The organism is Priestia sp. P1_B12_1 (genome assembly GCF_056406695.1).
Map to the genome: position 1 here is coordinate 820,055 of NZ_JBFTZR010000001.1, position 12,709 is coordinate 832,763.

The 12,709-nt window shown below is 39.9% G+C and carries 12 protein-coding genes; 2 read left to right on the forward strand and 10 right to left on the reverse strand.

Annotated features, from left to right (window positions below; translation table 11 throughout):
- Nucleotide 1 precedes the first annotated feature (1 nt).
- From recJ to AC1D0Y_RS04330, 3 genes are all read right to left on the reverse strand, one after another.
- A complete protein-coding gene (gene recJ, locus AC1D0Y_RS04320; RefSeq protein WP_286127763.1) occupies nucleotides 2-2,344 on the reverse strand; it encodes a single-stranded-DNA-specific exonuclease RecJ in 2,343 nt (780 codons plus the stop codon).
- Nucleotides 2,345-2,484: 140 nt separating this feature from the next.
- Entirely contained in the window at nucleotides 2,485-4,722 is a 2,238-nt protein-coding gene (gene secDF / locus AC1D0Y_RS04325; RefSeq protein WP_050688551.1) for a protein translocase subunit SecDF, read from the reverse strand.
- 137 nt (nucleotides 4,723-4,859) lie between these two features.
- Nucleotides 4,860-5,153: a post-transcriptional regulator gene (locus tag AC1D0Y_RS04330; protein ID WP_025750585.1), complete on the reverse strand. Its 294-nt coding sequence runs from the start codon at nucleotides 5,151-5,153 to the stop codon at nucleotides 4,860-4,862.
- A 124-nt stretch (nucleotides 5,154-5,277) separates the two neighbouring features.
- Here AC1D0Y_RS04330 and spoVB point away from each other — a divergent pair, with 124 nt between their 5' ends.
- Nucleotides 5,278-6,828: a stage V sporulation protein B gene (gene spoVB, locus AC1D0Y_RS04335; protein WP_477707355.1), complete on the forward strand. Its 1,551-nt coding sequence runs from the start codon at nucleotides 5,278-5,280 to the stop codon at nucleotides 6,826-6,828.
- Between the two features lie 20 nt (nucleotides 6,829-6,848).
- On the opposite strand, the gene AC1D0Y_RS04340 is transcribed toward spoVB, so the two are convergent.
- Nucleotides 6,849-7,502, reverse strand: a complete 654-nt coding sequence (locus AC1D0Y_RS04340; RefSeq protein ID WP_405105263.1) for a DUF421 domain-containing protein — start codon at nucleotides 7,500-7,502, stop codon at nucleotides 6,849-6,851.
- Nucleotides 7,503-7,648: 146 nt separating this feature from the next.
- Between AC1D0Y_RS04340 and AC1D0Y_RS04345 the strand changes: the two genes are divergently transcribed.
- Nucleotides 7,649-8,032 (forward strand): TIGR04086 family membrane protein, encoded by a 384-nt coding sequence (locus AC1D0Y_RS04345; RefSeq protein ID WP_013085105.1) that lies wholly within the window; start codon nucleotides 7,649-7,651, stop codon nucleotides 8,030-8,032.
- A 35-nt stretch (nucleotides 8,033-8,067) separates the two neighbouring features.
- Here AC1D0Y_RS04345 and yajC read toward each other — a convergent pair whose 3' ends face one another.
- The 6 genes from yajC to ruvA form a co-directional block, all read right to left on the reverse strand.
- On the reverse strand, nucleotides 8,068-8,331 hold the full coding sequence (yajC, locus tag AC1D0Y_RS04350; RefSeq protein ID WP_013059316.1) for a preprotein translocase subunit YajC: 264 nt from the start codon (nucleotides 8,329-8,331) through the stop codon (nucleotides 8,068-8,070).
- Nucleotides 8,332-8,403: 72 nt separating this feature from the next.
- Nucleotides 8,404-9,543: a tRNA guanosine(34) transglycosylase Tgt gene (gene tgt, locus AC1D0Y_RS04355; RefSeq protein ID WP_013059317.1), complete on the reverse strand. Its 1,140-nt coding sequence runs from the start codon at nucleotides 9,541-9,543 to the stop codon at nucleotides 8,404-8,406.
- A gap of 23 nt (nucleotides 9,544-9,566) precedes the next feature.
- Entirely contained in the window at nucleotides 9,567-10,595 is a 1,029-nt protein-coding gene (gene queA, locus AC1D0Y_RS04360; protein ID WP_025750588.1) for a tRNA preQ1(34) S-adenosylmethionine ribosyltransferase-isomerase QueA, read from the reverse strand.
- A 23-nt stretch (nucleotides 10,596-10,618) separates the two neighbouring features.
- Entirely contained in the window at nucleotides 10,619-10,819 is a 201-nt protein-coding gene (locus AC1D0Y_RS04365; protein WP_013059319.1) for a DUF2905 domain-containing protein, read from the reverse strand.
- Entirely contained in the window at nucleotides 10,816-11,817 is a 1,002-nt protein-coding gene (gene ruvB, locus AC1D0Y_RS04370; RefSeq protein WP_013059320.1) for a Holliday junction branch migration DNA helicase RuvB, read from the reverse strand. Before ruvB ends, AC1D0Y_RS04365 begins: the two co-directional genes overlap by 4 nt.
- Before the next feature lie 16 nt (nucleotides 11,818-11,833).
- Nucleotides 11,834-12,445 carry a Holliday junction branch migration protein RuvA gene (gene ruvA / locus AC1D0Y_RS04375; protein WP_013059321.1) on the reverse strand — a complete coding sequence of 204 codons (612 nt, stop codon included), beginning with the start codon at nucleotides 12,443-12,445 and terminating at the stop codon, nucleotides 11,834-11,836.
- Nucleotides 12,446-12,709 lie beyond the last annotated feature (264 nt).

A 12,709-nucleotide genomic window follows, 5' to 3' on the forward strand; every position in this document is an offset into this window, starting at 1 on the left:
CTCATTCAATCGAACGCTTAAAAATATCTTGAAATTGATTTTTAAGCTGTACATATGACGTATAAATAAAGTTTTTTTCTATTTCAATCTGCTGCTGCTTTTGGCGATAAGTCGCAGATTCTATTAAATCACGTTTCGCAGAATTTTTCACTAACGAAATTAAGCCATTGTTTATTGTAACAAATTCTAACTCAAAAAACACCTTTGCCATAAAATCAATCGTTTCTTTTGACCAGCCCTTATGAATCGCTAAATCTTCTTTGTAGCGTTTTAAATCAAATGGACTCTTTTTCGCTAAAAAGCCATAAAACCATTTAAAATGATCGCGAGTTGGAATTGTATCAAAATAATGGTCTTCTTCCGTTAAGAAAATAGCGTATATTCTAGAAGGGATACCTTGGACAAACAAACATTCAAGCCATTTCTGTGAAGGAGGCAAATCTAATAAAACGATCTGTTCCCCTGCAAACATACATGCTTTTGCCTGTTCTTCATCTTGAATAAGAACAACATGCTCCATCGGCAGCAGCGACTTGTATTTATCAATTGTTGAAGCGTGAAAAGCAACAACTTTCATTTGATCCGTAAATACCTGCTGAAAGAAACGTTTGACATCAACTGCACTGCGATAATCAAACATCTGCCATTCATCTACAGAAATATCTTCCACCATCAGCTGCGGCTTGCGCATATTATTCCACTCATTAATAGATAGTTCACCTACTAATGATACTTTAGCTATAGGAGATACTTCATCTAATATATAGCCTAACCCAAATCCTACTGCATCAACCGATACACCGCTGTCTTCAAATACGAGTTTTAAATGATTTTTATTAGCACCAATTTTCCGCATAGATGTTGTATGAACATCTTTAATGAGAACTTTTGGCTTCGGGTTATGCATACCGAATGGAGCAAGCGCACTCATTTGTTCAATGTTTTCCAGCGTAATTTCCTCTGTTGTGCATACTGTATCAACTGATGTAATTGGAATAAAATCCTGTTCGGTCAACACGTTGCTTGCTTGTTCATTAAGACGTCTGCGCAGCTCTTCTACATCATCGCTGTTTAATGTCATGCCGGCTGCCATTGGATGCCCTCCAAAATGCGGCAAAATGTCACGGCACTTAGATAAGTTCGCGAATAAGTCAAAACCTTCGATACTTCTTGCTGAACCTTTGGCAATACGGTTTTCAGAGTCAATACTTAGTACAATTGTTGGTCTATAGAATTTTTCTACGAGCCTAGAAGCGACAATTCCAACAACGCCTGCATTCCATCCTTCTCCCTCTACAATAAGAACGCTGTTTTCATCCGGAGGATACATACTCTCAACAAATTCAACGGCTTCTTCTGTAATATCGTTTACGATTTGCTGTCTTTCCTTGTTTAACGCATCAATTTCTTTAGCTAAACCTTTTGCCTCTTCAGCATTTGTCGTCATAAGTAAATGAACAGCTGGATCAGCACCTTGAAGACGTCCTACTGCATTAATGCGAGGAGCCATCGCAAATCCAATTGTATCCTCATTAATTTCTTCACGTTTTACTCCGCATACGCTCAGCAGCGCTTCAATTCCCGTGCGCTTCGTGAGCTTGAGATAATCAAGACCTTTGCGAGCAATTAAGCGGTTTTCGTCCACTAAAGGAACTAAGTCAGCAATCGTCCCAATTACTGCTAGTTCTAACAGATGTTCCGGAAGCTCCCCTAACAGCGCATGAGCGAGTTTAAAAGCCACTCCTACACCTGCCAGTTCTTTAAATGGATATGTACTTCCCGGCAGCTTTGGATGAATAATTGCATAAGCATCCGGTAAAACCGGCCCCGGCTCGTGGTGATCCGTAATAATTAAATCAAAGTTTAATTCACGTGCATACGCAGTTTCTTCGACTGCCGAAATACCTGTGTCTACCGTAATCACCAGCTGATAGCCGCCTGCGCTTATTTTATCAAATGCCGCCTTATTCGGCCCATAACCTTCTGTAAAGCGATTAGGAATATAAAAATCAACATCAGCGCCAAGCTGCTGTAAAGCAGATAACATAACAGAAGTGCTGCTGACGCCGTCAGCATCGTAATCTCCATAGATCATAATTTTTTCATTATGATCAATTGCTTGCTGAATACGAGCTACTGCTTTGTCCATATCGTGCAACAAAAACGGATCGTGGAACGTTTGTGCATCAACGTGTAAAAACTCACGCGCCGCTTCTACTGTTGTCATGCCTCTATTAAGTAATAACGAAGCTACTAGAGGTGTAATATTGAGGTTTTCTACAAATTCATTAACAAGTTGTTCATCACATTCTTGAACATTCCAACGTTTTTTTGACTGTAACATGTCTCTTCACCCCTTAACCCACATTATTATACTAGAGTGGATGAAATGGAGCAACGAAAGAAAATAAGCACATTTTTCTGACAGTACGCCTTGAATTTTCACGCACAAAAAAACGTGCGAATACTTCGCACGTTTTTGAATTACTTGCTTTCTACTTCTTTTTGTTCCTCACGCTTCAACTGTTTTCCTTTCCACACAAGCCATAGCTGAGCAGCAATAAACACAGATGAATATGCACCAAGGATTAAACCTACTAACAGAGCAATTGAGAAGTTTTGAATCGATTCACTTCCGAATAGAAGAAGTGCTACAACTGCAATCACAACTGTTAACACGGTGTTCATTGAGCGAGTAAACGTTTCACGCAAACTTAGATTTACGATAAACGCCAAGTCGTCAAACGTTTTGGATTTGAATTTCTGCATATTTTCACGAATGCGGTCAAACGTAACGATCGTATCGTTAATTGAGTAACCAACAATCGTCAAGACAGCAGCAATAAACGTTAAATCAACCTCTAACTTCGTTAAGCTGAAGACCGTAACGATAAAGAACGCATCATGCAACAGAGCAAGTACGGCTGCAAGCGCCATGTAAAATTCAAATCGAATCGTTACATAAATGATAATTCCGATTGAAGCAATTACAATCGCCATCATTGCATTTTTCGCTAATTCTTTTCCTACTGTCGGTGAAACGGTGCTTACATTTGGTTCAGAACCGTATTTATCTTTAAAGTGATCTTTTAAATTGGCAATTTCTTTTTTATTCAAGACCCCGACTACACGTACGACACCCGTATCATTACTTTTCCCTGTAATAACTACGTCATCCGTTTCGATATCGAGAGACTTCATTTCGCGCTGTATCTCAGCCTGCGTAACGGTATGATTCGCCGGAATCTCTATGCGAGTTCCGCTTGTAAAGTCAATACCGAGGTTCAGCCTGAACACGGCAACCGAGATAATACCGATAATGACGAGCACGCTTGAGAACGTGAAGAACGCTTTACGGTATTTAACAAAGTCAATCTTATCCCACGCTGTAGGTAAAACGGTTGTGCCGTCGTCTTTGCTTAAATCGTGAATTTGCTCTTTCTTCACGCCAAAGTAGCCTGGTTTTTTATCAAACCAGCGGCTGTTTACTAAAAGACTCATTAGTAAACGAGTACCATAAACAGCAGTTACAAAGCTTAGCACAATCCCGATCATTAACGTTGTAGCAAATCCTTTTACTGAACTTTGACCATAAAAGAACAATACAAGAGCCGCTAGCATCGTTGTAATATTGGCATCAAAAATGGTGGCAAGAGAGCGACGATTTCCTGCCCGGTATGCCGATATAACAGATCTTCCTGTTTTCAGCTCATCTTTAATCCGCTCGTAAGTAATAATATTTGCATCTACTGCCATACCTACGCCGAGAATAAGAGCCGCGATACCTGGAAGCGTCATAACCACATGCATCAAGTCAAATACAACTAAGTTCAAGTAGATATAAAAACTGAGTGTAATAATGGCAATAAGCCCCGGTAAACGGTAGAAAAACAGCATGTAAAGGAAGATAATTCCAATGCCGATAATACCCGCTAATATAGTCGTGTGAAGAGCTTCTTCTCCAAACTGTGCTCCAACGGATGTAGAGTATAGCTCATCCAATTTAACCGGCAGCGACCCGGCATTTAGCAATTCCGCCAGCTGTGTTGCACTTTTCACTGTGAAGTTTCCACCTGAAATCTCAACATCTGGCTGTGTTAACACGCTGCTAACAGAGGCTGCAGATAGATACTTCGGATTTTGTTTTGTCGCTTCTTTTTGGTATGAGTCTTTTCCTTCTTCATAATCCAGCCAAATGACAATTAAATTGTTAGGTGCTGGTTTTTGAGAAAGCTCTCGCGTGATCTTTTCAAATTTTTTCGCATTTTTTAACTTTAGTGAGACGCTAGGCTGATTGCTTTGGTCAAACGATTGCTTTGCTCCGCCTTGCGCTAAGTCTGTACCATCCATCAGCACCTTATCGTTCACGTCACGGAACGTTAAGTTTGCTTGAGTTGATAACAGATCCCTGGCTTGCTTTTGATTCGTGACACCAGCTAACTGAACGCGGATACGATCGTTTCCTTCAATTTGAATGCTGGGCTCACTAACTCCCAGTACATCGACACGTTGACGCAACGCTTCAACCGTGCTGTTAAGTGCCTTTTTGTCAATGACATCGCCTTTTTTAGCTGGACTGACTTTATATAAAATTTCAAATCCACCTTGAAGGTCGAGGCCAAGTTTAATATCTTTTGTAATTCCAGTCATCGTTGTTCCGATTGTACTAAACACAAGCAGTACTAAGAGGAAAAAGGCAACGATACGTCCTCTTTTAACCATCGACAGAAAATCCTCCTTCTTATGTAAAAAACATGAAATGATAACAATAGATAAATGACCAATCTAATTATCATTCATAACCTAATGTCTGTCAAATAAAGACCTTATCAAATTTTATTACATGTATTTTACAAGCTCTACTTTAATAATTCTTTCCAGTCTTCTCCATTATTAACACTTGAGAACATATCAGATTTATAAGATTCAATTGTTACATAGCTCATCACCTGCGTGATCTTAACAGATAAAATATCATTTACCACTTGATGGAGAGATAGCTCCTTTTCTTTTTTCCATTTTTTCATTTCTAAATAACTCAATAAATCGTTCTCCGTTACTTCTTCATATCCAAGCATATGAAATTCTTCCATTTTGCTGGATAAGACAGGCTGTATAAGTTCTTTCGAAGCTGAAATAAATGGATGTGTCATATCGATCCTCCTTTCTGTTTGACATTTCGCGTAAAATTTCTTTCTCGTATGAGGAATACTTGTCATGCTTGGACACCGGGGGCGCATATATTCACTGTATAAACCTCAAGAAAGCAGTGAGTATATGTCTAAATTTTTACAGGGAACTATTATTTTAATAATTGCTGGCTTAATTACACGTGTACTCGGGTTTGTCAATCGAATTGTGGTGGCTCGAATGATTGGAGACGAAGGTGTGGGACTTTATATGATGGCGGTCCCCACGCTGGTATTAGTAATCACCTTAACACAGCTTGGGCTACCGGTTGCCATATCCAAGTTAGTGGCAGAAGCAGAAGCTTTAGGTGACAGGCATAAAATAAAAAAAATACTTGTCGTCTCTTTAAGTATTACGTGTACGCTGAGCGTTTTATTTACGCTCGGACTAATATTATTCGCTCCCGTTGTAGCAAAAACCTTCTTTACAGATTCACGTACGATCTATCCGCTGCTTGCGATTATTCCAGTTATTCCAATCATCGCCGTCTCGTCTGTCATTCGCGGATATTTTCAAGGAAAGCAGCAAATGAAGCCTGCTGCTTATTCTCAAATTATCGAACAAGTGGTGCGCATTACGTTAATTGCCGTATGTACAAAAGCATTTTTGCCCTATGGAATTGAGTACGCTGCGGCTGGCGCTATGCTATCTTCTGTATTTGGAGAACTAGCTTCACTGTTTTATATGGTGTTTATGTTCAAGCGAAAGAAGAAAATAACGGTAAGACGAAAATTTTTTGCTTCTTTACATGCGGGCAAAGATACGTTCTTTGACTTAATGCGAATCGCTCTTCCCACGACAGGAAGCCGCATGATTGGGTCAATTTCTTGGTTTTTAGAACCGATTGTAGTAGCTCAAAGTTTAGCAATTGCAGGAGTAGCGACAGCTGTAGCAACGAAGCAGTACGGGGAATTAACAGGCTTTGCACTCCCTCTCCTGATGCTGCCTTCTTTTGTAACGGTGTCTCTATCCACATCTTTGGTTCCCGCAATCAGTGAATCTCTTGCACAGAATCAAATGAAGCAAATCGAATATCGGCTTCATCAAGCTCTCCGCTTGTCGTTTGTAACAGGCGGACTGGCCGTTGTTGTTCTTTATGTATTTGCTAATCCGGTAATGGAATTGATGTATGGTTCTGACAAAGCTGCTATTTTTGTCAAAGTAATGGCGCCTTTTTTTATCTTTTATTACTTTCAAGGGCCGCTTCAAGCTGTTCTGCAGGCGCTAGACCTTGCAAAAGCAGCCATGATTAACAGTTTTATAGGAGCAGCGGTCAAAACATCTCTTATCTTCTTACTCGCAACTCAGCCAAATCTAGGCATTATGGGAGCTGGTCTTGCAATTGTTGTGGGAATGATGCTTGTCACTCTTTTACACCTGTCTACCGTCATGAAAAAAATCACATATAAGATTCATGTGTTTGAGTATCTTCGCAGTTTTTCTGTAATGGGAATATCAGGTTTTACCGGACAATTCGCTTATATGAACCTTTTCACTTCCATCCCTTTGAGCTTACGAACCGTTTTATCGATTGCACTTACAAGCATTGTATACGTACTGTTTTTGCTGCTTTTTAGACTGATAACAAAGGAAGAATTAAACCGTTTTTCTGTTTTACGCTATTTTAAACGAAAATAAAACGCGGAGCAATCCGCGTTTTATTGTTTCACATCTACCAAATCTATAAAAAATTTTCCGTTGTCGTAGCTGCAATATGAAATCTTATCTAAGTTTGAATACCCTCGCTTTTCCAGCTCTGTCCTTAACCATTCCGTCGTTTTATGTTCATGCAGCAGATGCTCTTCTTGAATAATGCCGTCAATGATAAAAGGCAAATTCAAATTGCCTTTTTCACCTGATTGCTGATCTTTCTCAAACACGGATAGCCTTCCTGAAGATTCTAAAATAGCAAATTCAACATCAGCTACATTTTTTATATTTTTATCACGCAGCTGCACGAGCAAGTCATTGAAGTTATATCGCTGCCTTTTCATTTCATGTTCGTTTATTTTTCCATTCTCAATAATAATACTAGGTTTGCCATCAATAAAATTTCGCATTCGATTGCTTTTAAGAGACCATATAGCTAAGCCGATTTGAATAATAAGAAGCGTTAACATCGGAAGAATTGAATACAGCAAGGGATCTTTTGGGTTTTCAATAGCCATTACTGCCATTTCAGCAATCATAATAAAGACAACTAAATCCAAAATGCTCAGTTCTCCTATTTCCCTTTTACCCATAACGCGAAAAATAATTAAAACTACTACATATAAAAGCACGGTTCGCGCAACCATGATCAATAGTTCCACTGCAAAGACCTCCTTTATGTATTCCCTTGTAGTTTGTACCATTTATTTTAAAATAGCCTTACTTTTATGCGTCTATTTTGAAGTCATCCCGAATATGCTCGTACTAAGGGTTCACCTATCTTTTTATTTCATGAGGGGGAAACAAGTTGGGTGCAAAACGAATGAGCAACGCTGTATTTGCAGGAGTAGCAACAATCTTAGTGATGGCTTTAGCGATTAGCATTATCTTTTCGCTTATTTTAAAATTCACATCGCTTGAAGAGCAATCCGTACGTTTATTTTTACTTATTCTCTCATTTATTACACTGTTTATCGGAGGATTTATCGCGGGAGGCCGAAACGGTTCAAAGGGACTTCTCGTTGGAGGAGCCACTGGTGTTTCTTATTCTTTTTTAATGTTTTTACTACAATTCCTCGGCTATAGTCACCTGTTTTCTGCACAGCAGCTCTTATTTCACGCTGGATTTATTGGAGTCGCTATTCTAGGGGGAATTGTTGGCGTAAACATTGCCGGTTCACGAGAAGCATAAAAAAACGTCACGTACATGTACGTGACGTTTTTTTATTAATCTACGCTTCTTACTTCACGAATAGCATTGCGGTCAAACGTTAATTTTGAACCGTCAGTGCTGCGAACCACAACTTGTGACTCATCAATTGCGTCTACCAAACCATGCATACCGCCAATTGTAACAACCTTATCACCTTTTTTAAGTGCTGATTGCATTTGCTGTACGTTTTTTTGACGTTTTTGCTGTGGACGGATTAACAAGAAATAGAAAATGACAAACATTAAAAGTAATGGCCAAATATTTTGTAAAACTCCCATGAAAACTCCTCCTTTTATTTATATTATCAACAGGTACTCATTCATAAATTTGATGAAAATTCCTGTAGTGACCTAGAAATTCTTTGCGTCCGGGCCGTTAAATCCATATTTTTCAAAGAACTCATCGCGGAAATCGCCAAGTCGGTCTTCGCGAATGGCTTCACGGACTTGCTCCATTAAGTTTAGCAGAAAATATAAGTTATGGTAAGATGTTAAACGAATTCCAAACGTTTCATTACAACGAATTAAGTGGCGAATATACGCTCTTGAATAATTTTGACACGTGTAGCAGTCACAGTTTGGATCAATCGGACCGAAGTCTTCTGCATATTTTGCATTTTTAACAACAAGACGACCTTCGCTTGTCATAAGCGTTCCGTTACGTGCAATACGCGTTGGTAATACGCAATCAAACATATCAATCCCGCGAATCGCTCCATCAATTAACGAGTCAGGTGATCCCACTCCCATTAAATAACGTGGTTTGTCGGTTGGTAAATATGGCGTCGTAAACTCAAGCACACGATTCATTACATCTTTTGGTTCTCCAACTGACAGCCCTCCCACAGCATAACCTGGGAAGTCCATTGAAACTAAATCTGCTGCACTTTGACGGCGTAAATCTTCAAACTCTCCGCCTTGAACAATCCCAAAAAGACCTTGGTCTTGAGGGCGGCTGTGAGCCTCAAGGCATCGCTCTGCCCAGCGGCTTGTGCGTTCAACTGAACGTTTTAAGTAGTCATATTCTGCTGGATAAGGTGGGCATTCATCAAATGCCATCATAATATCAGACCCAAGCGCATTTTGAATGTCCATCGCTTTTTCTGGAGATAAGAAAAGCTTGTCTCCATTCAAATGGTTGCGGAAATGAACGCCTTCTTCTTCAATACGGCGCAAATCACTTAAGCTAAAAACTTGGAAGCCGCCTGAATCCGTTAAGATGGGACGATCCCAGTTCATAAATTTATGAAGGCCACCCGCTTTTTTAACAATTTCATGACCTGGACGAAGCCATAAATGATACGTATTACTTAAAATAATGCCTGCCCCCATTGCTTTTAAATCTTCCGGAGACATTGTTTTTACTGTAGCTAATGTGCCTACTGGCATGAAAATAGGCGTTTCAAATGAGCCGTGAGGCGTATGGACAATCCCTAAACGCGCTCCTGTTTGTTTACAAGTTTTTATATGTTCGTAACGAATTGCTGTCATTGATGTATTCCTTTCATGTTAAATTACAAAATTAGCATCGCGTCGCCGAAGCTGAAAAAGCGATACTTCTCTGCTACAGCTTGTTCATAGGCAGAAATAACGTTTTCTCTTCCTGCTAAGGCACTTACAAGCATAATGAGCGTAGATTTTGGAAGGTGGAAATTTGTAATCATTCCATCAATTGCTTTAAATTCATACCCTGGGAAGATAAAAATATTGGTCCAGCCTGAAGAAGCAACAAATTTGCCGTTATGCTCAGTTGCAATCGTTTCAAGGGTACGGGTAGAAGTTGTGCCTACTGAAATAATACGACCGCCTTTTTCGCGTACGCTGTTTAGTAAAGCAGCAGTTCCTTCACTCACTTGATAAAACTCTGAGTGCATATCGTGTTCTTCTAAGTCGTCAACGCTGACTGGACGGAATGTACCCAATCCGACATGAAGCGTTAAAAATGCAATATGCACACCTTTTTCTTTTAACTGTTCAAGCATCTCTTCTGTAAAATGAAGACCTGCTGTTGGCGCTGCTGCAGAACCTTGTTCGCGAGCAAAAACCGTTTGGTAGCGCTCTTGATCATCCAAGCGTTCTTTAATATAAGGCGGCAGCGGCATTTCTCCCAGTTGTTCTAGAACCTCATAAAAGATGCCTTCATAGTTGAATTCTAACAAACGTCCGCCTTGGTCGCTCGTTTCTTTACATACAGCTGTCAGACGTCCGTCACCAAACGAAATAACCGTGCCTTCTTTTACTCGTTTAGCCGGTTTTACAAGCGTCTCCCACGTATCGCCTTGTGTTTGTTTTAAAAGCAATACTTCAATATTAGCACCTGTATCTTCTTTTGTCCCAAATAATCGTGCAGGAAGAACACGCGTGTCGTTTAACACTAAACAATCTCCTTCTTGCACATAATCAAGAAGGTCATGAAACATATGATGCTTCACATTTCCTGTTTCTTTGTTTAATACCATGAGTCTTGACGCATCTCGCTGCTCAAGCGGCGTTTGGGCAATCAATTCTTCTGGTAAATGAAAATCAAATAAATCTACTTTCAAAATGTTCACCTGTTTCTACTTAATTATTTAAATTTGCCAATTACATAAAAAATAAGTGATAACACAACGCTTACTAGAATACATGTCACAATCGGGAAATAAAAGGTTGTATTTCCTTTTTTGATAAAAATATCGCCAGGAAGCTTGCCAACGAACTGCCATAACAGGCCAATGACGACTAAAATGCCCCCTAATGTGATAAGCATCTTAGGCATATCATTCACTGATCAGGCACCTCCAGCTGAAAATGATCATAGACCAAAGGCGTCACAATTCGTCCTCGAGGCGTTCGCTGCAAAAAGCCGATTTGCAATAGATACGGCTCGTATACGTCTTCAATTGTGTGAGACTCTTCACCAATAGTAGCCGATATTGTGTCTAACCCTACAGGGCCGCCCCTAAATTTTTCGATAATCCCTCTTAATAATTTATGGTCAATATGATCAAGACCTAAACGGTCCACCTGCAACATTTCTAATGCTTCGTTGGCAAGCCTTTCGGTTATGGCTCCGTCTCCTTTGACCTGAGCAAAATCTCTGACTCTTCGAAGCAAGCGATTCGCAATACGCGGAGTTCCCCTAGCACGTCTAGCCATCTCAAACGTAGCTTTCTCATCAATCTCTACATCTAAAATAGCGGCTGTTCTTTCTACTATCGAAGCAAGATCTTCTTCTTGGTAATATTCTAAACGGCTTAAAACGCCGAAGCGATCACGCAAAGGAGAAGATAAAAGCCCTGCTCTTGTCGTGGCACCTACTAGCGTAAACGGAGGCAAATCCAGACGGACGGAACGTGCACTCGGTCCTTTTCCAATAACAATATCCAAACAGAAATCTTCCATTGCTGGGTACAGTACTTCTTCAACCGAACGATTTAATCGATGAATTTCATCAATAAAAAGCACATCTCCAGGCTCTAAGCTGGTTAAAACTGCGGCTAAATCGCCTGGACGCTCAATAGCGGGTCCTGAGGTCGTTCGGATTTGCACGCCCATTTCATTAGCGATAATAGTAGCAAGAGTTGTTTTCCCCAACCCTGGAGGACCATATAAAAGCACGTGATCTAACGTTTCGCTTCGCATTTTGGCAGCTTTAATAAAAATGTCCAGATGGGATTTTACTTTATGCTGACCAATATACTGCTGTAAGGTTTGAGGCCGCAAACTTTGCTCGATGATTTCTTCTTCACCAAGAACATCTCCCGTTACAATACGATCGTCCATTTTACTCCTCCCTTACTTATTGTTTCAATAATCGCTTTAACGCTTCTTTAATATACTGATCCGTTGTCATCGTTTCCTTCATTAAAGCCGGAACAATTTTTTTGATTTCTCTTTCTGCATAACCTAATACTTTAAGTGCTTCAATCGCTTCATCGAGTGCTTCTGAACTTTGAGATTTGACTTCTTGTGCGTCCAAATCTGCAAATAAAGAAGGAACGGCATCTGGTACAATATCATGCAGCTTTCCTTTTAAATCTAGAATCATCTGTCGAGCTGTTTTTTTACCTACTCCTGGAAACTTAACTAAAAACTTCTCGTCTTCCTCTTCCACAGCTTGGACAACCTGCGCTGGATTACCTGACGCTAAAATAGCTAAACCGCCTTTTGGGCCGATTCCTGACACGCTAATTAACTTCATAAATAAATCCTTTTGTTCTCGGGAAGCAAACCCGTAAAGTGCAATTACGTCTTCTCTTACATATTGATAGGTGTAAACCGTCTTTGGTTGTTCATCAATTGAAAATACATATGGATTCGGCGTAAAGACTTGATAGCCTATCCCGTTGTTTTCGATTACTACATACTCAGGATTTATATATGTAACAGTGCCTTTGATATAATCAAACAATAAGCTCTCTCCTTAATCACGTACGCGCGGGCAGTGACCTTCAAATTTGCCTACGAAGAATCCTGCCCGCATCGTTCTCTATTTTCCTTTAAAGCTGCTTTTTAAAAAGACGTTCAAGAGAACGTTTGCCTCTTTCCATCTTTGACAACCTATTTTTACAATAGCTGTAAAAAGTAGAACCGCACACTTTTATTGATGAATGACCTTTTAAAATATATACAATACTAGACTGCTGAATACCATTTTAACATATCGCCAAAAGCA